Source organism: Furfurilactobacillus milii (assembly GCF_021654115.1).
In the GTDB taxonomy this organism is placed as follows: Bacteria; Bacillota; Bacilli; order Lactobacillales; family Lactobacillaceae; genus Furfurilactobacillus; species Furfurilactobacillus milii.
This window is the reverse complement of sequence record NZ_JAIWJF010000001.1, coordinates 429,561-451,896: the sequence shown is the minus strand read 5'-3', so window position 1 is coordinate 451,896 and position 22,336 is coordinate 429,561. Positions and strand designations below refer to the sequence as shown.

General features: G+C 43.1%; 18 protein-coding genes and 1 riboswitch. Of the genes, 7 read left to right on the top strand and 11 right to left on the bottom strand.

All coding sequences use genetic code 11. The features are described 5' to 3' along the window. Positions 1–40: 40 nt before the first annotated feature. From LDK34_RS01890 to LDK34_RS01870, 5 genes are all read right to left on the bottom strand, one after another. On the bottom strand, positions 41–613 hold the full coding sequence (locus tag LDK34_RS01890) for a DUF6287 domain-containing protein (protein WP_236941360.1): 573 nt from the start codon (positions 611–613) through the stop codon (positions 41–43). A gap of 377 nt (positions 614–990) precedes the next feature. Next, positions 991–1,578: an ATPase gene (locus LDK34_RS01885; protein WP_236941359.1), complete on the bottom strand. Its 588-nt coding sequence runs from the start codon at positions 1,576–1,578 to the stop codon at positions 991–993. Then, positions 1,575–1,781, bottom strand: a complete 207-nt coding sequence (locus LDK34_RS01880) for a hypothetical protein (protein ID WP_161003891.1) — start codon at positions 1,779–1,781, stop codon at positions 1,575–1,577. The genes LDK34_RS01885 and LDK34_RS01880 overlap by 4 nt, the downstream gene beginning before the upstream one ends. 312 nt (positions 1,782–2,093) lie before the next feature. Continuing rightward, complete coding sequence (locus LDK34_RS01875; RefSeq protein ID WP_017260691.1) at positions 2,094–3,074, bottom strand: aldo/keto reductase; 981 nt, start codon at positions 3,072–3,074, stop codon at positions 2,094–2,096. A gap of 218 nt (positions 3,075–3,292) precedes the next feature. Continuing rightward, positions 3,293–4,570: a PD-(D/E)XK nuclease family protein gene (locus tag LDK34_RS01870; RefSeq protein WP_236941358.1), complete on the bottom strand. Its 1,278-nt coding sequence runs from the start codon at positions 4,568–4,570 to the stop codon at positions 3,293–3,295. A 220-nt stretch (positions 4,571–4,790) separates the two neighbouring features. Between LDK34_RS01870 and LDK34_RS01865 the strand changes: the two genes are divergently transcribed. Further along, positions 4,791–5,222, top strand: a complete 432-nt coding sequence (locus tag LDK34_RS01865; RefSeq protein ID WP_236941357.1) for a flavodoxin family protein — start codon at positions 4,791–4,793, stop codon at positions 5,220–5,222. 96 nt (positions 5,223–5,318) lie between these two features. Here the strand turns inward: LDK34_RS01865 and LDK34_RS01860 are convergent, their stop codons facing one another. After that, a complete protein-coding gene (locus tag LDK34_RS01860; protein ID WP_236941356.1) occupies positions 5,319–5,828 on the bottom strand; it encodes a GNAT family N-acetyltransferase in 510 nt (169 codons plus the stop codon). Positions 5,829–5,998: 170 nt separating this feature from the next. Between LDK34_RS01860 and LDK34_RS01855 the strand changes: the two genes are divergently transcribed. Beyond that, entirely contained in the window at positions 5,999–6,850 is an 852-nt protein-coding gene (locus LDK34_RS01855; protein ID WP_236941355.1) for an alpha/beta hydrolase, read from the top strand. A gap of 46 nt (positions 6,851–6,896) precedes the next feature. Here LDK34_RS01855 and LDK34_RS01850 read toward each other — a convergent pair whose 3' ends face one another. After that, entirely contained in the window at positions 6,897–9,173 is a 2,277-nt protein-coding gene (locus LDK34_RS01850) for an HAD-IC family P-type ATPase (RefSeq protein ID WP_236941354.1), read from the bottom strand. A gap of 64 nt (positions 9,174–9,237) precedes the next feature. Next, positions 9,238–9,301: riboswitch (Fluoride riboswitch) on the bottom strand. Between the two features lie 127 nt (positions 9,302–9,428). Between LDK34_RS01850 and LDK34_RS01845 the strand changes: the two genes are divergently transcribed. Together LDK34_RS01845 and LDK34_RS01840 are read left to right on the top strand one after the other, a co-directional pair. Further along, positions 9,429–9,707 carry an AbrB/MazE/SpoVT family DNA-binding domain-containing protein gene (locus LDK34_RS01845; protein ID WP_236941353.1) on the top strand — a complete coding sequence of 93 codons (279 nt, stop codon included), beginning with the start codon at positions 9,429–9,431 and terminating at the stop codon, positions 9,705–9,707. After that, positions 9,707–10,045 carry a type II toxin-antitoxin system PemK/MazF family toxin gene (locus LDK34_RS01840; protein WP_236941352.1) on the top strand — a complete coding sequence of 113 codons (339 nt, stop codon included), beginning with the start codon at positions 9,707–9,709 and terminating at the stop codon, positions 10,043–10,045. The genes LDK34_RS01845 and LDK34_RS01840 overlap by 1 nt, the downstream gene beginning before the upstream one ends. A 106-nt stretch (positions 10,046–10,151) precedes the next feature. Here the strand turns inward: LDK34_RS01840 and LDK34_RS01835 are convergent, their stop codons facing one another. Next, entirely contained in the window at positions 10,152–10,748 is a 597-nt protein-coding gene (locus tag LDK34_RS01835; RefSeq protein ID WP_347880574.1) for a GntR family transcriptional regulator, read from the bottom strand. Positions 10,749–10,987: 239 nt separating this feature from the next. Here LDK34_RS01835 and LDK34_RS01830 point away from each other — a divergent pair, with 239 nt between their 5' ends. Beyond that, entirely contained in the window at positions 10,988–12,064 is a 1,077-nt protein-coding gene (locus LDK34_RS01830; RefSeq protein WP_236941350.1) for a DNA glycosylase AlkZ-like family protein, read from the top strand. Between the two features lie 95 nt (positions 12,065–12,159). Here the strand turns inward: LDK34_RS01830 and LDK34_RS01825 are convergent, their stop codons facing one another. Then, positions 12,160–16,140 (bottom strand): bacterial Ig-like domain-containing protein, encoded by a 3,981-nt coding sequence (locus tag LDK34_RS01825; protein WP_236941349.1) that lies wholly within the window; start codon positions 16,138–16,140, stop codon positions 12,160–12,162. Between the two features lie 518 nt (positions 16,141–16,658). Between LDK34_RS01825 and LDK34_RS01820 the strand changes: the two genes are divergently transcribed. Together LDK34_RS01820 and LDK34_RS01815 are read left to right on the top strand one after the other, a co-directional pair. Beyond that, complete coding sequence (locus tag LDK34_RS01820; protein ID WP_236941348.1) at positions 16,659–17,057, top strand: ArsC/Spx/MgsR family protein; 399 nt, start codon at positions 16,659–16,661, stop codon at positions 17,055–17,057. A gap of 209 nt (positions 17,058–17,266) precedes the next feature. Next, on the top strand, positions 17,267–19,171 hold the full coding sequence (locus LDK34_RS01815) for a KxYKxGKxW signal peptide domain-containing protein (protein ID WP_236941347.1): 1,905 nt from the start codon (positions 17,267–17,269) through the stop codon (positions 19,169–19,171). Positions 19,172–19,593: 422 nt separating this feature from the next. On the opposite strand, the gene LDK34_RS01810 is transcribed toward LDK34_RS01815, so the two are convergent. Further along, positions 19,594–21,324, bottom strand: coding sequence for an FAD-dependent oxidoreductase (locus LDK34_RS01810; protein WP_236941346.1), 1,731 nt, complete (start codon positions 21,322–21,324; stop codon positions 19,594–19,596). A gap of 18 nt (positions 21,325–21,342) precedes the next feature. Next, on the bottom strand, positions 21,343–22,278 hold the full coding sequence (locus tag LDK34_RS01805; RefSeq protein ID WP_236941345.1) for an FAD:protein FMN transferase: 936 nt from the start codon (positions 22,276–22,278) through the stop codon (positions 21,343–21,345). Positions 22,279–22,336 lie beyond the last annotated feature (58 nt).

The window sequence follows — 22,336 nt, the reverse complement described above, 5'->3', positions numbered from 1 at the left end:
GGCTGGCCTGTTGTTGTATTTAAGATATTTTTTTATGTTGTTACTGACGGTAAAAATACATATCCGATGAGTAATTGGTTGCTTGCTGAGTAATTATTAACCTTGGCTTCGTCGAATCTGATTGATCTCCTTTTGGATTTTTGTAACCTATTTTAAACAGGGCTAATACCGCTCCAGTATGACCATCTGTTAATCCGACATATGGTCCGCCGCTTACATCACTTGGCATTCCATTCGTCTTAATTGATTCTGCGTTGTTTGTTGTGCCGTCCGCATTAATAACAAGCGTGGCACCTTGACCATTTTTCCAAGTACCAACTAACGAAGATAAGTCACCATTTACGATAGCGTTAACATCTAAGTCCCTCTGTTTAGGATTACTAATAGCCTCAGTGCTCGATTCATCGATGCTGGACGAGCTAGAATCGGCGTCATTAGTTAAACTCTCACTATTTTCTTGCTGCTGGTTATTATCTACTGATGTTCTAGCTTGCTTTGCACCGCCAGTATTTGTCTGTGGTATTGCGCTTTCCTTAAATACACGCGTATATACTGTGTATCCACCCATTACTGCAACGAAAAGCACAAGAACCACAGTCAATCGTAATACCATTGAGCGTCGACGAGCTGAGCGAATTTGTAGAAACTCTTGCCGCCATTTTGGATTGTCTCTACGATTCTTAAAAAATTTCTATGTATGTGGCGTTCTGGAATGACGACTAAAATATTTTTTGGCCATGAACTTTCACTACCCAACGTAATAGTATTGTATGACCTTATTTTATCAGCTACTGTTCAAATAATCTTTGAAATAAATTTACACATGGGTATAACGAAAAAGCAGACATTAAATGTCCGCCTTAATCATTTTTTTCAAATTCAGTTAAAAGCAATAGTTAATACAAAGTTTATATTATCCGTGACAGCTCCCACGCTTAATTACAAATAGACGTTTACTTTAGGCGGGCAAAATAATATCCGAAGCCTAAATCAGAAATTAAATACTAATTTCTTTGCCCAATCATACCCGTCTCTTTCATCAATCAATACCTTTAGTTCATTTGAATACATATAGATTGTTTCGAGCATTTGATTAGTGTTGTCGATTATCTCTAATTCATCAAACAAATCACTTAGTTGCACAAGATGCTTTAAAGATCTTTCGTAACGCGTTCTTACTACCGAATCTTCAACTCCGTGTCCACCCAGCCTAACTCTTTTGTGAACTCGCCGAATGGCTATATCTGGAGAAGACAACCCCACGTATCGAACTTCAATCTTAAATCCGTTCGCCTTAGCAAACTCTATTTCTTGACGCGGATGTCCTGCCAACGTTGTCTCCCATATAAAAGACTGTTTTTGACTGACGTATTGCCGAAAAAGAACTGCGGCAGTTCTAAATGCAGCTAAATAAGCCTTTAATTCACGCCAGTCACTATGTTGTTGACGCACAATATCGTCAACATTAATTCTTTTAAAATTACTGAAGACATGACCACTTTTCTCAAGGGTCAAATCCAATGTGCTTTTGCCGGCACCGTTAACACCAGCGATAATCAAAAGGACTGGTGAAGTCATCGGATAAATTTCTTTTCTTCAATTATTTTTCTGCTATCCTCAGCAAGAAATGTCCGGTAAGCAGTAAACGCTACCTCCTGAGTAACACGATCTGGTGCCTTTGCAATTAACTTTACTAAAGTACCTTGATTGTAGGCTTTTCGTAATTCGCTCACGTCGTCACTCAACTGTTTCATCTGCTTTTTTTCGGTTAATTCAGACATAAAATCGCCTCCTCGTATGTGTCATTATACGACGTTTTTTGATTTGAGACGTATCTTTTAACTTTATAATGGATAAACTCAGTTTTGTATTAATTCTTAGAAGGCGTGGAGAAAACAGTTGAGCTTTCACCTTTAAGATGCTTCCATCTAGCGATAATCGTGCCACTACCTCCCAGCAACCCGTGCACAACTCAAAACAACCACTATAAAGGCAAAATTCACCTTCACAGTGGTTGTTTGATGTTGTTGCTCAAGCTTTTTATTACAACACAAACGCGTTCACAGACTCGGGTCTGTTCACGCTCTAACCTTTTACCACAAATACTCAACTGGATTCTTAATGTACTTGTTGTAAACATCGTTGACGATGAGCATTTGGTCGTGTGTCAATGCTGGAGCATCAGCGGCGCTTACGTTGCGGTCAATTTGCTGTGGATTAGATGCACCAGGGATAACCGTGGAAACAGCATCGAACATCAAAATCCACCGCAAAGCCGTTTGGGCCAAGTTGTCTGAACCCAACCGTTCTTTCAATTCATCGGCAGCCTTTACACCAGTCATGTAATCCACGCCGGAGAATGTTTCACCCTTATCAAAGGCGGATCCGTCACGGTTGTATGAACGGTGGTCGTTCTTACCAAACTTAGTGTCGGCCGTGTACTTGCCGGATAACAAGCCGGAAGCCAGTGGTACCCGCGCCAAGATACCGACGTTTTGTTCCTTAGCCAGTTTGAAGAATAAATCAGCTGGGCGCAAACGGAACATGTTGAAGATGATTTCAACAGTTGAAATGTTGTAGCTCAATGCCTTAATGGCTTCTTCAACCTTTTCAACACTCACGCCGTAGTTTTGGATCTTGCCGGCCTTTTTCAGGTTATCCAGTTCGAACCAGACTTCTGGATTGTAGTAAACGGCAGTTGGTGGGCAATGTAACAGAACGTTGTCCAAGCTGTCGACACCCATGTTGGTCAAACATTCGTCCACGAACTTGTCGATGTTTTCTTTGGTGTAACCTTCAGCAACATGCGGATCAAGTTTGCGACCAATTTTAGTCGACACGTGGACCTTGTCTTCTTTGCCCTTCAAAAACTTACCGATGGCTTTTTCACTGGCACCATCTTGATAAATATCAGCGGTATCAAAGAAATTGACCCCCGCATCATAAGCGGCTTCCAACGTGTCCAAAGCATCTTTTTCGCTAAACGGATCGCCCCATTTACCACCAAGTTGCCAGGTGCCTAACGAAACTTCGCTGACTTTAAAGCCAGTTTTACCTAACGTACGATATTGCATAGTTTATGTCTCCCCCTAAGCTATTTTTCACATCAACTTTATCATAATTCTCTGGCATCGAATGTCAGATTTCTTATAGTCACTGACGATTACGTGCTCAAACACTGACCACATTAATCGCCCACAGATTCTAGTGTAGCAGTCTGTCGCTGGATGAAAAGTACGCACCTGAATGTAACTACGATTACGCTCAGGGCAGAAATAAATACGGTAACGATCTAAACATTTGGCCATTTTGGAGCCACACTAACGAAGGCTGTATAAATTTCCTCGGCCATAGAATTATAATCAATACTATCTTGACATTCAGCGCTCAAATCTATTAGTGCGTAATCCTTACTTCCGTCTTTTTTTGGAGCACGTCTGTCTTCAAAATCTCTAATAGTGATTAACTTTGTAACCTGCCCATCGTTTAGTTTAAACATTTTTAAATATATCTTGGATGAATCAAGTTCAAACATATGCCCGAAACTGTAAAACAGATAATATCCCCAGTCCTTGCCTAAACTGGAAAAAAAAGAACTATATTTTGATTTTTTTAACGAATCATCATTCATTATTGCGTTTCGAGTAACCCCTTCAAACAATGCAAATTGAGTTGAAGGATAATTAGATCCAAAATCTGGTTTAAAATCAGTTATTTCATCCGAATTAACAGACTGATAAATCAGTTCAAGCACACTCTGGTTAATTTCATCAAGAACCTGCTTCATCGTTCTAGCTACGCTCTTAACATATATGTTAAAGTTCTCAACATCCTTATCAAATTCTCTTTGGCTCTCAACATTTACTATTCGACTCATGTTTGCCTTTAATTCATCGTCTCTTTCTGTCATACTAACCGCACTTTCAAAGTTCTCCCAAATTCTCTTTGCTTCACTATTTTTATACATCTCAGCAAACGCAAGGTTTTGGCTTCGCTCAATAATTTTTTCTCTAACTTTTCTAAAAAGATCATTATATGTAATATAAAAATCACCAAGGGATTTTAAGTCTCCTTTATCCACTTTTGCGTTCGATAATCTTTTTCTACTCAAATATCCACCATAGTTCTTCGCGTTAGTTTGCGGAGTATCTGCAATCTTTTCATAATTCAGGTGAGCCGTTTTCCTATACCCGTCAAGGTCATTGTACCCCGTTTCAGCGCTGAGTTTATTTTCAATAACTAGTGATCCTGTATCAAATATGACTTCAATATCACTTCTCTTGTTTAAATCTGTCACATTTTCAGTTGTCACACTCCAAACCTCTGAAAAAAGAAAATTGCTGTGTTGTTGCTCATTAATACAGTCTACCAACGCACAAACTACTATATCACCTAATCCATGGTTTTCACGTGGATCTAAAAAGAAACGCAATATTGCCGTGGCCGATGTTTCCCAATTAGCTAGGTTTGCGACCTTGTAAGGATTTAAAAATTTTCTCTCAATATTTGAGTCACTAACTTTACCTAGCCAACTAAACTGTTTTTCATCAAATTTTTCTGTATTTTCCATTTTCAACACCTTATCTTGATCAATTTCTGAGGTTACCTCAACGTCCATAATGCCACATATTTAAGATATTAGCAGTTCACATTATATTTAATAATATTAACAACTGTGCACACAATTCAACCTATCAGGATGCCTAAAAATCACATTTCGAATATCTTGCAAACGCTTTCCACCGCACCTATACTAAAGCCAAGATTACTTAGAACTTGGAGGCTTTAGTATGACAATTGCAGTTCGCTATCAAACTCGTAATGGCAACACAGAGGCATTCGCCAATCAAATTGCAGCGGTAGCTGGTGTTCAGGCTGAAAATATCGACACACCGCTACCTGCTGATCCAGTTGATGTCCTTTTTGTCGGCGGCGGTACTTACATGTTGCGTCCAGATAAAACACTAAGTGCCTATGTGGGATCTTTAGATGCTACCAAGGTTAAGCACATTGCCATCTTCACCACTTCTGGTGGCCCGGAAACGCCGGCTGATAAGTCCTTAACCAAATTGGCTGACAAACAAGGTATTCCAGTAATCGGTCATTTCCATCAAATGATGGGCGGTAAAGGCATGATCGGTGCCAAGAAAAACGTCACCTTGAAACCTGATCAAATCCAGGCTGTTAAAACGTTTGCTGAAAGCATGCTGGCGCATAACTAAATAATCAACTAGTCTAACGAAAAATGATCTATAAATTTAGAAAAGCGTTACTTGAATGGTGCGATAAAATGCACTCAAGTAACGCTTTTAAACTAGCTAAGCCTTCTTATAATCATCTTTTATCGTTCTGAATAATTCCAACCGGATATTCCCCTCATCATCTGGTTCTGTTCGGCCACCTTTATAGTCAAAACCAAACTGTTGGTAAAATGGCACGGCACTGATGGCAGCCGGAATTTCGATTCGTTTGGATCGCAAAAATACAGGATCATTCATCAGCTGGTGCATCATTTTATGACCGATCCCCGCACGCTGCTGATGGCGCTCGACAAACACCGTTAAAATGATCGCCTCTTGTGGCACATCCCAATAATTGCTAATGCCGCCGCAACCGACGATTTCGTTTACATCGTTCACAGCAACATAGAAGTTAGCATAATGCGCCATCGCGCGAAGATGGGCTGCATCATGTTCAGCAGCCGTTTTTAACATCAGCGTCTCGCCGTAATCTTTGACGTTAACTGTCAGTAACACATCTTTCACCATGGCGGCCGTTTCCTCGGCATCTGTATCCACAAAGGGACGGATCGTAATCTCATTTGCCATCTGTATCGCCTCCTGTTGGTTACGATCATCAGTGTTTCCATGGGCAAAGTCAATTGCGAATGCGCACTAAGAGACGAATTTCCGACAATCAAATAGCTTTGTTTGCCGAATTCAAGACAGTCACCGTACAATAGCGATACTAAAAATCATTCAAGTGGAGGATTTACACTATGTTCAAACGAGCTTTCGCACTACTTGGTACGTTTGTCATTGCACTGACGCTTATTCTTACCGCTCAAACGCAAGCAGCTACCAAACAAAATCATAGCAAATACAACTATTCTCAAACACCGACCATTTTCCTGCACGGTTACGGCGGTGGCCCTTCGTCTGCTAACAATATTATCGCAGCGGCTCAAAAGGTTGGGGTCGCGCAAAAAGTGTTAACCGCTCACGTCAGCCGTTCTGGTCACGTGACGCTCAGTGGTAAGTGGCAAACGGGCAGGGTCAATCCACTGGTCCAAGTGCTGTTTACCAACAACCGTGAATCAAATTACAACAACGATGCACGATGGGTTAAAAACGTACTGACCACTCTGCAGAAAAGATATCACATCACCAAATTCAACGTTGTCGCTCACTCAATGGGCAATCTGGCCCTCATGTACTACGAAGTCAACTACGGCAAGCAACGTTCACTCCCTCAACTGCAAAAGCAGGCCGATCTGGCCGGTCATTTCGACGGTATCCTTGGCATGGACGACAAAGCTAACCGCAATCATTTGTTAGCAAACGGCAAGCCACAGCATCTTAACAGTTCATACAGGTACATGCTGAAACACCGTAATAATTATCCAACAAAGCAAGTCGACGTTATGAACATCTACGGCAACCTCGGTGACGGCTCTAATTCTGATGGCAGTGTCAGCAACGTTTCGGCGCAATCACTGAAATATTTATTAGGCAACAAACCAAAAAGCTATGTTGAGCACATGATCAAAGGATCGAATGCCCAACATAGCAAGTTGCATGATAACGATGAAGTTAACCGGTATATTATTCAGTTCTTGTGGGGAAAATAACCTCATCCATAAACTTAGATCAGCTCATATTGATAATCTATGCCGCCTAACGACTTAAATTAATCAATTTCCAGATTAATGTTAATACCATAGCTATGATAATCGTCAAAGCGACAGTCATACCAATTAACACCCCTGAAATCTGAGTGATGCCCCATCCCAAGGCCGCTAACAGCAACGTCAACAAACAGTTTAACGTAATCGCAATGATCACAGATAAACTAGGCTTGCTTAGCCAAAACGCTCTTGTTGTGCGAGTCATCAGAATCGTTAACATCGCACTGAAGATTAAATAGACATACAACCCTGTGCTAACCTGACCTACCGAATAACCCATTTTAACTAATGTCGTCACAAACACAGCCCCGACGATAGTCCAGCCTGATGCAAACACGCCTGCTACCTTGCTTAAGTTACTCAGGTTCCATTTTTCTGGTTGTAACGTAATATGCGTGTTATCCGTGCCAAGAACCAGCGTTACCAAATCATTTAGAATCGCCACCAATATCATGGCATTTAACGTGAGGGGCATGAAACGAAAGACCAGATAGCCAAATGTGAGTAGCATTGTTAGTGCAGCCGTTCGCGAAAGTTTGGTAATCGTCCAGGTCATCATTCGCTGATAAACACGGTGTCCACTATCGAGGATTTTAACGATTGAGCTTAAGCCATCTGTCATGAGCACTAGCTTGGCTGATCGTTTGGCTAAATCCACCGCATTTGCCACAGCAATCCCCACTTCGGCCTGTTTGAGTGCCGGCGCGTCATTAACACCATCGCCAGTCATGCCAACGATATAGCCACGACGTTGAAATTGCTTGACCATCGCTAACTTATTTTCGGGGACAACTTCTGCGATTCCAGCTAACTTGTCAATCGCTGTGTCATTGTTTAAATCGGCGAAGGGTAAAACGGTTCCGTTTAAACCAACTTGATTGGCAATAATTTGGGCCGTTTTCCGGTTATCACCAGTCAGCATTACTACCTTCACGCCGCGCTCCTGCAATGCCTGAATCGATGCCGTACTGTCAGCACGTGGTTGATCCTGCAAGACAAAGATGCCTAATAATCGATTGCTCCGCATTACCGCTACCGTTCGGCCAGCATTGTAATCAACCGTTGCGGGAATGGGAGTTTGACCATCGTCAATCGTCATCAACCGTTTGAGCGCCCCAAGGTAAATGGATTGTCTATCAGGCCCAACGATTGCGACCGAATAACCAATAGTCGCATCAAACGGTTGAAATTGTTTGACGGTTAATGAGCGGTCGTTCTTGTCTGCCGCGTAATTGATGATGGCTTGATCAATGACACTTGGGTTAACAATGTCCGCCGCGCTAACAGCGTTACGGATCACCTCATCGTCCGTCAATTCAGATAGATTATAAAACGCCGTTACCTGTGGTCGATTGACAGTAATTGTCCCCGTCTTATCAACCAGTAAGACATCCATGTTAGCTGCTTCCTGAATTCCGCTTAAATCACTAACTAGTACGTCTTCTTTACTCAATATATTTGCTTCTACTGAGTTGGCAACTGCAAAACTTGAAGGCATCGCAATCGGAATTGTCGCAATAAAGAGCATTGCCAAAAAAGGTAACATTTCAATCAAGTTTTCGTGCCGGACGACGGCAACAATAATCATGATAACGGCTAAGATAGCATCCAAAATGGCAAGATAACCAATGATTTTTCCTAACAGTTGCTGCAAGTGACCAGGGGCAGAATTTTGATTAACTAAACTGATTGTTTTACCAGAACGACTATTAATCCCCGTTGCCGTCACAATTGCTAAAGCATCACCACTCACAACCTCCGTTCCAGCAAATGCCTGCTCGCCTTTCTGCCGCTTGACCGAATTCGATTCGCCAGTAATGCTGCTTTCATCCAGCTCAAGATCTGCCGACACGAGTTTCACATCTGCAGGCACAATTTCACTACTTCGTAAATTGATTAGATCACCAACCACTAGTTTCTTAGCATCCATTTTTTGCCATTGCTTTGATCGGCAAACGGAAACCTGAGGGGTTAGTTCGTGCGCAAGTTGATGCAACACCTTGTTGGATCGCCCAGATTGAATTGCACCGTTCACCGCAGCGAATAGTAACATCAAAACAATAAAACCAGCCTGAATCTCTTTGCCAAGAATAATTTCAATCACTAATGCCGTTTCGAGAATCCATGCGGACGGTTCCCAAAGGCGGATAAGTATGGCCTTCCAAAAATTGAATTTTGTTTCCGAAACTTCGTTCAGTCCATTTTGTTGAAGACGTATTTCGGCCTCTTGGCGACTTAACCCGCCTAGCGTCAACTGTTTATCCATAGCTAATTGACCTTTCCAATTTTCCAATATAAATAAAAAAAACGCCTACTGCACGAAAAATACACATGCAGTAGACGTCATCAAATTATCAACAATTATTTGCGGCGAACGTCATCGCCTATTAAGTTTTACACGGGTATTGTATCGCTTAACTTTGATGAATTCAATCTTTTGCGATTATGATGTTTGAGAGGATTAATCCTTTGACAAAGTTTAAACATGTGTTTATACTTTGCTAAAAAGGTGGTGAGCGTGATGACTAATCAAAGTTCTATCGTTAAACTACGACCTTGGGGTAATAGTAATGGAATAATTATAAGCAAAAGTATTCTAAAGGCAGCCAATCTGGAAGTCGGTGACAATTTAAAAATTAAGACCAAAAAATCAAATGGTAAAACAATTGTTGAACTTGAACCAGTTACCCAGACACTGTCAGAAAAATACGCTGAATATAAGGGAACTCCTGAAAGTTATCAACAGCCTAAGGATCTCAAGGACTGGGACACACCCTCAACTGGACAGGAGATTTGGTGATGACAGAGTCACGATATTTGCCGAAACAAGGTGACATCATAAAGCTTAGTTTTGACCCTTCAAAAGGCCATGAGCAACGAGGCTGGCGACCCGCAGTGGTAGTTAGCAAACAAATTCTATCTCACACATCACCTTTTATGTGGTTGGTGCCAATCTCACATGGAAATTACTATCATCCGTTGCACGTTAAACTCGATAAACGCACAAATACTGATGGCACTATTTTCACAGAACAACTGAAATCTTTCAATTATTTAGAGAGACAACCAGTATTTGTGGAATCATTACCCCAAGATCTTTTATCACAAGTCCTTACTAATATCACGCAAACAATTTAATATTGCTTCAAGAAAAAATGCCCTTAATTATTAGACTTCAAAATAGCCAATAATTAGGGGTATCTTTTATTGCATCCAGTGGATATTGTATACAGTATTCTAAAATTTAGTTATCTTGTTCCTGCGCCCGTTGAATCTGCGTCATGGTTTCCAACCAATCATTGGTCAACGCCTGTTTGGCCGCCTCAGCATTATGATGATCAATTGCGCTTAATAACGCTTCGTGCTGTCGACCATTGATATCAATACTGACATCATGGTGACTGAAGAAGTATGTTTCAAACCGTAAAATGTGACTGTATAGGAAATCACTAAACTGCGTTAAATAGGGATTGTCAGTAACCGCTAAAACCTGCTCGTGAAAAGCTCGGTCAACGCTCAGTTCTGTTTCAACATCTTGTTTATGCAAAGCCGTCGTTAGCCGCGAATCGATTTTTTGCAGTTCATCACGCTCGGCAGGACTGATCTTGCTGACCATTAGCTGAGCAGCTAGTCCTTCAATGGCGGCCATTGGCTGGTATAACGTTGCTACGTCATCATGATACAGTGGCGCCACCCGCGTGACTTGCCCTGTATTCATAATAACGAAACCATCCGTTGCCAAACGTTGTAAAGCCTCGCGTACTGGTGTCCGACTGATCGAAATCGCGTTTGCCAACGCAGTTTCTGCTAGTTTTTCGCCTGGTTCTAGCGTGCCATCAATCAGTCAGCTGCGAATTTGCTGATAGGCATGGTCAGTCGCTGTCTCACGTTTAATTGGTTGGCTCTTTGGAATGGGCATATTATCCACCTCATTTGAAATATTACATACACTATACACTAATTGTTAACTTGGCACGCTAAATTGACATCTGGTCTAGAATACAGATGTCGCATCATTTACGTGAACAAAGCTCAAGATTTTACTAATGCTAACTAATTTGAATCAGTAAAGGAACTCATATGACAAACACCATCACGCAAACGGAGATTCGGCACCTGCGTCTCCAAAATAGTTTACTGGTTAACCCTGCCAATAGAACGCTGGCACAAACGGTTGATCACTTGCTGGGTATCCAAGCCCAATACGGCAATGCTGCATTACTAAATTTATATAATCGAATCGACAACATCGCCCCGCAAGACTTTCAAACAGCCGTGCAGGCGTCACCAATTGTTAAAGCTTGGGGCAATCGGCAAACCTTGCATCTATTCACACAACGCTCGTGGCAAGAATTCGTCACCATTTTCGGCGACCGTGCCACATGGGTCACTAAACACCTGCGCGAAAACAACATTGATCCGCAAGAAGCCTTCGACCACTTTCACACGTTTGGTCAAGCGCATCCCCACTTTACCCGTGACGAACTGTTCGCTGAGTTTGGTGAGCAAGCCCCCATCCTCTTCACTTGGAGTGCTCTTTTGTTAGACGAATCAATGCACGGCCGGTTGTACCTGCCTGCCATTGCTGCCACCAACACCAGTTTCACCGCCTGTCCGCCAGTGCCCCAGCAATCGCTATTACCGACACTTCAGCGTTATGCAATTGCTTACTTTACCGCCTACGGTCCAGCCACGTTTCAAGACTACGCCCACTTTGCCGGCCTTTCCCAAACGACGCTCCACCTTACGGAAATGGACCTGAGCAGTTTAGCAACGTTTGAATATGACGGTAAAACGTACTACGGATCCACAGATAATGTGCCCGCCAAAATGCCTGCGCTAATCATGCTATGCAAGTTTGATCCCTTACTGATTGGCTATGCGGACAAAACGTGGCTCACCACGAAACATCAAAAGAAGATCTGGCATACCGGTGGCCAGATTGAGCCGGTCATCCTAATTGATGGCGATTTGTATGGCACTTGGCGATATCAACTCACAACGAAGAAGCTCAATGCCACCGTGGACGCATACAAGATTATTAATAAACAGCGCAAACGACTGATTGAACGGCGACTAGCCGAATACGCAACTATTTTTGGACGAGAGCCTGGTAAAATCACGTACGCTGGGAAAGCCTATGGTGTGAAAAGTTAACGCGTTGCATTACAAGCTTATCAAAAACAGCCCCCAAATGAGTTGGTTAAAAAACCATTTCATTTGGAGGCTGCTTTTATTTCAGATAACCAAATTTACTTTTTATCACGCTTGGGACGGTACAAACCAAATCCCAATAGACCCAAAATCAACCCTAGCAGAGACAGGCTTTGTTCAGCATGTTGTCCTGTTTTCGGTAGTGCCGTGGTTTTGGCTTTCGTAGCTTGAGAGCCTTGAGAATCAGACGTAGATGAAATCTTTGGCAGGCCGTCCTTTGCTACCCCGACAGACACGTTTTCTTGATTTTGCGTTGAAGATTCAGCCGCAGAAGTCATACCAGGTTTGGCTATGGTAGATGATTCTTGGCTTGAATCACCTGCGGATTTCTGATCGTTTGTTGTTTCATCCTTAATAGTCGTGACATGAACATTTACTGTCTTACTGATGCTGTTGCCTTGACTGTCCACATAACTGTACGTTACCGAATAATCGCCCGCAACGTGGGGATTTACACTTCCAGTCACTTTTACGTCGCTTAACTGTAGTGGCTTACCGTTAACGTCAGTCGCGCCATCAAAGTTATCACTGGCAGTCCATGTGGTATTGGGACCTGCAACTAGATTACTGTCATGGCCGTCTACACTGGCTTGGCTGGCGGCGACGTGAACGGCAACAGTCTTGCTGACGTTGTTGCCTTGGCTATCTACATAACTGTAACTGACCGAATAATCGCCCGCAACGTGGGGATTTACACTTCCAGTCACGTTTACGTCACTTAACTGCAGTGGCTTACCGTTGGCATCAGTCGCACCGTCAAAGTTATCAGCGGCCGTCCACGAAGTATTTGGACCAGCTACTAGGTTACTGTCATGACCTGATACGCTGGCTTGGCTAGCCGTGACATGAACGACTACTATCTTATTTACATTGTTACCTTGACTGTCCACATAACTGTACGTTACCGAATAATCGCCGGGCATTTGAGGATTTACGCTTCCAGTCACGTTTACGTCACTTAACTGCAATGGCTTACCAGTAAGGTCGGTCGCACCGTCAAAGTTGTCAGCGGCCGTCCATGTCGTATTTGGACCAGCTACTAGGTTACTGTCATGGCCGGTTACGCTGGCTTGGCTGTTCAGCACATGAACTGCAACGGTTTTGCTGACCTTGTTACCTTGGCTATCTACATAACTGTAAATGACCGAATAATCGCCAGCAACTTGGGGATTTACACTTCCAGTTACCTTCACATCATTTAGTTGCAGTGGCTTGCCACTTATATCAGTTGCACCGTCAAAGTTATCAGCGGCTGTCCACTTTGTATTCGGACCCGCAATTAAGGAACTGTCATGACCTGATACACTAATTTTGCTAGCTGCAACATGGACAATCACCAACTTGGTGACATTGTTGCCCTGGCTATCTATATAACTGTAGGCTACCGAATAGTCACCAGGCACCTGTGAATTTACAGTGCCCGTTACTTTTACGTCACTGAGCTGTAGGGCCTTTCCATTGGCATCAGTCGCGCCGTCGAAATTATCATTAGCGGTCCACGTGGTATTGGGACCAGCAACCAAATTACTATCATGGCCGATTACGCTTGCTTGGCTTGCTGTGACGTGAACAACCACCGTCTTGTTAACATTGTTGCCTTGGCTATCTACATAACTGTAAGTTACAGAATAATCACCAGGCATCTGTGGATTTACGCTGCCAGTTGCTTTAACGTCACTTAACTGCAGCGGTTTGCCATTGGCATCAGTCGCGCCATCGAAATTATCACTGGCAGTCCACACTGTATTGGAACCTGCGATCAAGTTACTGTCGTGGCCCTTCACGTTTGCCTGACTAGCTGTGACACGAACAACCACCGTCTTATCAAAATTGTTTCCTTGACTATCTGTATAACTGTAAGTTACAGAATAATCGCCTGGGACCTGTGGATTTACGCTGCCGGTTACCTTGACGTCACTTAACTGCAACGGTTTACCTTTAGCATCAGTCGCGCCATCGAAATTATCGCTAGCAGTCCACGTCGTATTCGGGCCGGCAATTAGGTTACTGTCGTGGCCCTTTACGCTCGCCTTGCTGGCTGTGACGTATACGCCCGCCGTCCAACTAACGTGATTCCCTTGGCTATCCACATAACTATACGTGATCGAATACCCACCAGTAACCTGTGGATTTACGGTTCCTGTGACTGTCATATCACTTAACTGTAGCGGCTTGCCATTAGCATCAGTTGCGCTATTGAAATTATCGCTAGGCGTCCACGTAGTATTCGGACCTGCAACTAAATAACTGTCATGTGCTGATACCCACGCTTGAGTGGCTGTAACGTGCACAACTACCTTCTTGCTGACATTATTGCCTTGACTATCCACGTAACCATACGTTATCGAATAATCGCCGGGCACTTGCGTATTTACACTACCGGTGACTTTTACATCACTTAACTGTAATGCTTTACCATTGATATCAGTCGCACCGTCAAAGTTATCACTAGCCGTCCATGTAGTCTTTGGGCCAGCAATCAAGTTGCTATCATGACCGGCAATACTAGTTTTAACGCGGCCAACAGTTACTGTATAGGTGTGTCCTGCAACAAACGTTTGCCCTGAACTCCATTGTGCTGGTGTGAGGGTTATATCATCCGTTAACGTGCCATCGTTGACGTTTATATCAGTGTTAACGTACATCGCCGGATCAAGCCCTAAAGCGACTAACGAATCAATAAAACCTTTTCGGGAATACTGAGTTCCGTCCTGCCCAACTTTGGTCAACACCTTGATGACTTTATTCGTTTCGGCATCCACTATGTTGTAGGTATCTGTCACCGTCGCATGTGTATAGGTCAGCACCTTAGTAATGCCAGGATAGACAATTCCCTTTAAGTTTGCATCCGGGGCGTTTATCCCTAATGAACTCGCTGGCAATGTGGGATAAAATCCGCCGCCCTCTGTGTAATTACCGGAACCGGCAAACAGCACGCCCTTCGATGCTAATTCATTCATCGTATTAGCATTCATGCTTATTGTCTTAGGGGTTGTGCTAACATCCGCACCCGTGTGAACAGGCAGATGAAGAACTGGCCAACTAGACGATATGTTTGCATTGGTGTCATTGGCACCATCATTAGGTCTGAAATAATAAACCTGCCGGCCGTCTGTCGTATCATTCAATTGGTAAGCGGCCATAGAATCAATTGAAAAGCCCTTTGCCTTCATTTGGGCCACTAGATCATCCGCCGCCGCTTGCATAACGGTCAAACCTTGTCCCGTAATCGATGTCGGCAACACAACATAAAATCCATACAGTTGCTTATTTAAATTGGTAACACTGTACGGAAAAAAATCAAAAACACCAGATGCGTTAAATAAAATATAGTCGCCCTGACCAGTCACAAAGAAATTGGACAACGCCGGTGCCTGATTTAATGGTGGCGCAGTGACTTGAGATGCACTTGATAATGTGAAACTCGTTTGAACGGGTGTCACTTGGGCTTGGGGTGTAGGATTCTGTTGAACAGGCTGTGCTGTAGCCTCCGTGTCACTCTCAGCCTGACTATTTACACTCTCTGCCAATTGATTATTCCCAACCGAAGCCTGGCTCTTTGCACTAGATGCAATCGATTCTTCAGTTGCTGCTTGCATATTGGGCGCAATGCTATTTGCTGAATTAGTGCTAACATCCGATAAACCATTTGATTGCGTGTTCGCAGATTTAGCGCTAGACGAAGCTACGACACCGCTACTCAGAACGTCTGAGCTTTGCGTAAATTGACTCGATGCTTCTGCACTTTTCGATGCGCTTACTTCGTTGCTCGATGCTGAAGAGTCCACGTTGCTGTTCGATGCCACGCTCAGGGCTGATGCAAAAGATTCTTTAGAAACATCACTAATGGATGTGCCTTCCGAACCGGTGCTACTCGAAACATTACTCGAAGAACCTAATGCACGTACCGTTTCAGTCGTCAAATTCGACGTGGTCGTTTTAGTCGCCACTGCATTCATTGACCCTGCATCTGCATGAGCTATTTCAGAAATCCCGGAATAGGTAAAAATCCCAAACATTCAAATCGTCAAAAAGGCTCCCGGAACCCATGCTCGCTTCTTTTTGGCTGCGTCATCATACGATAAATTGTTATAGGCACTAAATTTCATATCTAGTTTCCTTCTTCACTGATTGTTGCCACGTGTAACATCCACATGACTCACGCTTGATTTATTCTGTCGTTCACGGAAAATTCAGCCAACATTTGTGTGACTGATTTTTCATTTCTGCATCTTGATCTAAACGTGTCGATAACACGCTGACATCTAATGATGAAAACCACTTATTAGAGAATCCCAAAATTCAAATATTTTACATTAGTAGCTACAAGTGTTACCCCCTTGATTTTTTAGCGACTACAATATATCATTGTGCTTGTAAATCGTCCACAAGATGTACTCGCAAAAAAAGTCAACATGTTGTGAGTTAATCAAAAAAAGAATATATGTATACCAATTCATGTATATGTGCTATTCATGCGTGAACCTTTTATCAAGCAAGGCTTTTAAAATTTGAGGAAAAGGTTGGTATATTAACTATGGTAATCATTTATACCACGCCATCTAATCGGCCATCTCGAGAAGCTGTTCAATGGTTTAAAAGACATAACGTACCCTTCACTGAAATAAGAATCACTCAACATGATCGATTGTCAGTTAAGACCTTAAAAAGGCTCATCGCGGCCTCGGAAGATGGTGTAGATTCCATCTTGGCCCGCCGCTCAGCATCTTTGAAATCAATATCTGGTTTAGATGCGATGAGCCTGAATGACCTGTTAAAAAGGATGAGTCTCGATAGTCACTTGATTCATTTTCCACTCATCTTTGATGAAGAGAGAAATTTGCTGATGACTCATGGTCATGAGGAACTTGGCGTGTTCATCTCCCACAAAGAACGTATTGCCGAAATGAGAGCGCTTTTGGAAAACCATGGCTAATCCACTCTTTAAAAATCACACAAAAATGAGTTCTTTTTGTGACGGTTCAGTTAATTCCCCAGTAAATAGGTTTTTATTTGTATTTAGTCAATCTTCGTTTCAAATAAATTGTGTACAACTTAGTGGCGCTACAAAGCACAAAAAGCCATCATATGCACGTCGTCAAGCATGGTTTGACGATTTCACTCTGTAAAGAAGGGCCTATCACGATGGAATACTCCAAGATGAAGCAACACTACAAAATGTACAAATCTGGCAAGCATTGGGTGTACACAGGGATGGCCATAGTCACGACTTTCTCCTTTGGCTTAACTGTCGTTAATGTAAAAGTCAGCGCGTCCACACTAAATTCGACTTCTCAAACGATTAATACAGATGCCTCTAACTCGTTGGCATTCAAGAGTCAATCGACAAGCAATAATGCCTACACGTCAACCGTGTCACCCCATACAAATGATTTGAAAAGCTCACCCACAAATACTGCTGATTCATCGCTATCTGACAACCAATCTCCATCATTTGCTTTACATTCATTAGAATCCGACAGCGGTTCCTCAGCCTTGCCAATCAATTCAGCATCGCAAACGCCTACTGTCACAAGCAATTCATCTATAACCTCAAGCAGTTCAGAATCGTTGATATCGCAGCATACGAACAAAACCGCACAATCATCTGAAACTAGTCAACCCGTTGCTGAATCTGGCTCATCCAAGTTACGATCGAGCAATGCTGCATCAGTAGGCACAACATTTGGTTCGTCCCTGTTAACTTCGCAGGCCATCGATACTGACCAATTGAATCAAGCTGCCGATGGCTTAACGGCAGCAATAAACAGTGCAGTTAAATCACAGATTCTGACTGATGACCAAGGATTGACCACCCAAAAAGGCTTGAAAAAAATGATTAGCAGCGCGAACAATAACGGAGTTTCAATCACGCTTAATTCTGATGATTTCTATAATGCCTTGTCAGATGTTATCTCAGCTTATCGCGTTCAGACATCACTGCAGGGCCTGCCAGCTTCATTTAGTGATCCCATCTTCGAGGCTGGAGATGCAATTCATGTGTTTCGCAACGAACAAAGCGGCCTCGTCCAAACTGCCACTAGTATTGCCCGCCTCAGTGATCTACTAAACAAACTGACTTTTTCTATAAATCGTTTTGAATCATCAACAGGCTCTTTACCAGACGATGTCGTGGGTCAATACGTTCAGAGAATTCAAGACATTAGTCAATCCGCCAGTGCGTCTCAAGTCACTGATTTTATTGATGCCACTTTAAAGACGGGAAAAATCCTTAATAACTATGTGCAAACACCGGCTTCAATAGCGGTCAATAAAGGAATTCAACAAATAATTGATACGGGTTCAATGGGAGACATATCTCAAATGTTGTCCATTCTCAATACTGCGTTTGCCGCACAATACCCGGATTTATCTGTAGCCCAAGTAGCAAATATTGTCCAGGACTTTTGGAATCGCTTTATACAGTGGGGGACAAGTGGTGACATAAATCAATCTCCGGAAATGCCTGTACAAGAAGATGGCTTCAGTATCGTTCCAGTCGCTATACCAGGGCGCATCATGGAGCAGATATCTTCAGACTGGCCATATGCAAACGTAAACAGACTATGGAATGCAGCCGCGACAAAAATATTCAGTACCAATCCCGATTCACAAGAGTCAATCCAAACTATCTTAGGCGAGACAGAGTATCCAATTATTCAAGACCTATTGCCTTTAATCATATGGGTTAAGGTGCCCGTTACACCGACACCGCCGACGCCACCGACACCGCCGACGCCACCGACGCCGCCTACTCCACCGACGCCACCTACTCCACCTACTCCGCCTACTCCACCGACACCGCCTACTCCACCGACACCGCCTACTCCACCGACACTGCCTACTTCACCGACGCCACCTACTCCACCACTGCCAACGCAGAAGCTAAAACCGATCATAAACACGAGACAATTACGTCATGAAAAATCTCAGTCTTCAAATAATGTATTGCCACAGACCAATCAACGTGTTTCGCTTACGGCTGAAATTCTAGGTGTTGTTTCAATGGGTTTAGGATTGCTCGGGTTCAACTATAAAAAGCGTCACTAAAAAGTCGTTAGTATTTGCAAGAAATCAAATTAAGATTGTCTCTGTCTCAACAGCGCTTGAGAATATATTGTCTTCAATCAAAAAGAACAGAATAGGAGGTAGGGCTTGAAACTTTCATCGTTTATTTACCAAAAACGGTACTATGCTCCCCAGCTATCCCTACCCCCTTCCATAAGCTACAATCGGCAATCTTTAGCATGTCACTCAGCTAGCAAGAGTCACAGCGGGCTGTCACCGCCTAGCACTTAATATCATGCATGCCGAGTGCGCTTACAAAAATAGCGTCACTTCCATCGCGGAAGTGGCGTTATTTTTTTGCGTTAACTTCATTTTTAGTGTGTCTCCAGGCTAGCTAGTCTGGAGATTAGCTGGGGCAGTTGGTTTGAAAATGAAAGTTTGCATCAAACTCAACTTAGCTTAGTTTAATTCGCGCTCGCTAACTTTGCGGCCTTAACCGCTTGGCTAGCATAGGTGCCAGCCAAATATCCTGAGGAAATCCCCCATGTATTCATCATGCTTGGCATGGAATCATGACCGTTAGCACCGCCCACAATTTCACCGGCAGCATAATAACCTGTCATATCTTGGTCATCTGTATTTCTAAGTTGCATGGTCGAAGGATCAATACTATAACCACCCAATGTCGTGGCAAATCGATCACGCTGTTCAACAACATAGAATGTTTCACCGTCAAACTGATGTAAGTACTGCGCATCGCGCCCAAAGTCTGGATCTTCTCCTATTTCGGCTTGTTCCTGATAACGTTGGACCGTTTTAACCAATTGATCAGAATTGATTCCAGCTGCCTGAGCAACCTCGCGTAGACCACCTTTAACAAACACTGGCTTCTTGTCCGGATTATCAAAGTAACCCTTAATCTCAGCCGCAGTGAAGTCATGTAGCACCAGCAAGGCATATACTTCTTTCCAAGTGCGTTCGTCCATCACCATAAACGCAACTTTGCCCGGCTGATCAAGAATAGCATCTCGGAACTTAGCGTAAACATCTGATTCGTTAACAATCCGTTGACCGCGATTATTAACATAGATGGCACCCATGTCAGTGGCCTTTTTTGAAGCATACGTTGTCAGTTTAGCAATCCCTGGCTCCACTTCAACACCGTGTGGATAAACTTTGTACCAACCGAGATCGTGCGATTTCAAATTCAGTTTGTCATTAAAACTGTACGCATCCCCTGTAGATGTCATTGGACCATAATAGTCGATACCTTCACTTTCAGTGCCACGCATCTTCTGATTGGCGCCATACCCACCCGCGGCCAAAACAACAGCCTGTGCGTGAATAATAATCGTTTTGTTCTTAGCTTCTGCTACAAGACCAGTTACACGATCATTATCGGTCAAAATGTTTTCAACACGAGTATCTAATAGAATCTGACCACCATTTTGTTTAAATGCGGCTGAAACCTTTTTAATGAATTCAAAACTAGAAGCACTCGGCAACTCAATCTGTCGCTCAACAGAATGCTCGGGCGTTTGTGTTTGGGATTTTTGGTACGCGAGATCCGCATAGTCACTGACAAAATCGATTGCTGAACCGATATTATTTACCATTAACTCGGTTAACTCAGGCAAGTTCGTGTTACGACTTTCTTTTGTCACATCATTGAACAATTGTTCCGGTGAATCTTGCTGTTCTGGGAAAATGCGCGCCGCAACCTTTGAACCAGTGGCCGTTACGTTAGAACCGTTAAGAATAGTTGCGCCACCAAGATAACCGTTTTTTTCGACTAAAATCACCTTGTGTCCCAAACTGAGTGCCCGACTAGCGGCAACCAAGCCGGCTTCACCACCACCAATGACGACAACATCTGCGGTTAGTTCGACATCTTGATGCTCTGAGTTTGTTGGAACCGAATGTAACTTAACATCAGCTGCATTAACCGCAGACTTGGCGGAATTTAATAACGCCTGTGTCATCACGGTTGCGCCACTAATTGTATCAACATCAAATGACTGATTAGCAATAATATTTTGTTTGAGTGTATCCACTACCTGATTAAAAATACCGGGCGTTTCAGAATGCTTCAACACTTTAAAATCATCAATGTGATTATTTGAAACGTCCACTTCATAATTAATAATGCTATTGTGGCCATTAGCCTGACCGGTAATCTGTTGTTCATTATTCATAATGAATTCTTCCTTTACTTATCTTTTCAAACCATGAGACATTAAGATTTCATTCTGGCGGGTAACAAAAACGGCTTCGACATCTATCATATGATCAACCAATTCGAGTCCACGTCGACTACCAGCAAAGAAACAGACCGTCGTCAAGATTTCAGCCAATGTCGATTCCGGCGTCACGATAGTAACAGAAGCAAGATCGTTATCAATTGGATAACCAGTTAACGGACTGAGAATATGATGATACCGGTGATCGTCAACAATGAAGTATCGTTCATCAATACCAGAAGTCACAACACTTTTCGCCACCGTGCTTATTGTCGTCGACGGTTGCCCAGTTGGCTGTTGCGGATTGCGAATAACCACATGCCACCGTCCATCCGATATTAACGGATTGCGGCCAAACAATTGAACGTTACCACCAAGGTTCACAATGCCAGCTTTCAGCCCATTCGATTGCAACAAATCAATAACTTGATCGGCAAAATATCCTTTGGCAATCGCCCCCAGATCCAATTCCATTCTGCACTTAGTCAGATAAACCGTTTGCTGTTCATCATTCAACAGAACATCATCAGGTTCGATAAGTTGCAGCCGTGCTTTGATATCTGCTACATCTGGCAAACGCTGTCCCTCGAAACCAATTTGCCATAGTTTCACAAGCGGACCGATCAAGACATTAAAACTGTCACGGTATTTGCGACTCGCCACTACACCCCGTTTGATCAAATCGTACAATTGCCGTGGCACTTGCACAGGTTGAATGCCAGCTTGATGATTGATCTTCATCAGCATGGAATCCTCCCGATTGGCTGAAAATATTCGATCCGCATCCTGTAAGTAATCATAAGCGGCCTCGACAGCAACCGGACTGCGTTTGAATAAGGTCAGTGAAATCACCGTGCCAAACATTTCAAACTGAGAAATGTACTTTTTTGTAGTCACTTCGTTCGACACCGCAATACCTCCCGACTCACACTGACTGATCGATGATAAAGTACGGACCGACCAACAA

What these genes read in the sequence shown, in the direction of transcription:
- LDK34_RS01815 (WP_236941347.1), top strand. Translation starts at nt 17,267, where the DNA reads ATGGAATACTCCAAGATGAAGCAACACTACAAAATGTACAAATCTGGC.
- LDK34_RS01870 (WP_236941358.1), bottom strand. Translation starts at nt 4,570, where the DNA reads ATGGAAAATACAGAAAAATTTGATGAAAAACAGTTTAGTTGGCTAGGT.
- LDK34_RS01840 (WP_236941352.1), top strand. Translation starts at nt 9,707, where the DNA reads ATGACAGAGTCACGATATTTGCCGAAACAAGGTGACATCATAAAGCTT.
- LDK34_RS01825 (WP_236941349.1), bottom strand. Translation starts at nt 16,140, where the DNA reads ATGTTTGGGATTTTTACCTATTCCGGGATTTCTGAAATAGCTCATGCA.
- LDK34_RS01850 (WP_236941354.1), bottom strand. Translation starts at nt 9,173, where the DNA reads ATGGATAAACAGTTGACGCTAGGCGGGTTAAGTCGCCAAGAGGCCGAA.
- LDK34_RS01885 (WP_236941359.1), bottom strand. Translation starts at nt 1,578, where the DNA reads ATGACTTCACCAGTCCTTTTGATTATCGCTGGTGTTAACGGTGCCGGC.
- LDK34_RS01860 (WP_236941356.1), bottom strand. Translation starts at nt 5,828, where the DNA reads ATGGCAAATGAGATTACGATCCGTCCCTTTGTGGATACAGATGCCGAG.
- LDK34_RS01890 (WP_236941360.1), bottom strand. Translation starts at nt 613, where the DNA reads ATGGTATTACGATTGACTGTGGTTCTTGTGCTTTTCGTTGCAGTAATG.
- LDK34_RS01820 (WP_236941348.1), top strand. Translation starts at nt 16,659, where the DNA reads ATGGTAATCATTTATACCACGCCATCTAATCGGCCATCTCGAGAAGCT.
- LDK34_RS01865 (WP_236941357.1), top strand. Translation starts at nt 4,791, where the DNA reads ATGACAATTGCAGTTCGCTATCAAACTCGTAATGGCAACACAGAGGCA.
- LDK34_RS01880 (WP_161003891.1), bottom strand. Translation starts at nt 1,781, where the DNA reads ATGTCTGAATTAACCGAAAAAAAGCAGATGAAACAGTTGAGTGACGAC.
- LDK34_RS01875 (WP_017260691.1), bottom strand. Translation starts at nt 3,074, where the DNA reads ATGCAATATCGTACGTTAGGTAAAACTGGCTTTAAAGTCAGCGAAGTT.
- LDK34_RS01830 (WP_236941350.1), top strand. Translation starts at nt 10,988, where the DNA reads ATGACAAACACCATCACGCAAACGGAGATTCGGCACCTGCGTCTCCAA.
- LDK34_RS01845 (WP_236941353.1), top strand. Translation starts at nt 9,429, where the DNA reads ATGACTAATCAAAGTTCTATCGTTAAACTACGACCTTGGGGTAATAGT.
- LDK34_RS01810 (WP_236941346.1), bottom strand. Translation starts at nt 21,324, where the DNA reads ATGAATAATGAACAACAGATTACCGGTCAGGCTAATGGCCACAATAGC.
- LDK34_RS01855 (WP_236941355.1), top strand. Translation starts at nt 5,999, where the DNA reads ATGTTCAAACGAGCTTTCGCACTACTTGGTACGTTTGTCATTGCACTG.